At 46.5% G+C, this 387-nt stretch carries 1 protein-coding gene; it reads left to right on the plus strand.

All coding sequences use genetic code 11. The features are described 5' to 3' along the window. Positions 1–172: 172 nt before the first annotated feature. A partial coding sequence (locus tag B3187_RS09725) for a hypothetical protein (RefSeq protein WP_286806081.1) occupies positions 173–387 on the plus strand: 215 nt, incomplete at its 3' end.

The following is a 387-nucleotide window of genomic DNA, read 5'->3' on the forward strand; positions in this document are numbered from 1 at the left end:
AACTAATCTCCAAGGCACAATATCCGCATCCTCTAATGAAACATACTCTTGGGCGACACGCCTATACAAAACGCTTAACTTTGGAGAAATACCTAGCCGACAGTTCAACGTAATTCGTGATCGAGTGGACACACTTCTTCTAGATACTTGCCCGAGCGCAATTGAAAAATTTATGTCCGCATATGAGCGGCTGTCATCGACGTCATCTGAAGATTGGTCGCACGCCTTAACAGCGGCCCGACGTGTTATAAAAGATGTGGCGGACTCGATTTACCCGCCAAGAGAAGCTAAGCTTGGAGAGCGAAAGTTAGGAAACGACCAGTATATCAATCGGTTGTGGGCATTTCTGGACGAAAATGCAAAGTCTGGCTCCGATAAAGATCTGGC

This window comes from Marinimicrobium sp. UBA4209, from assembly GCF_002381585.1.
In the GTDB taxonomy this organism is placed as follows: domain Bacteria; phylum Pseudomonadota; class Gammaproteobacteria; order Pseudomonadales; family Cellvibrionaceae; genus Marinimicrobium; species Marinimicrobium koreense.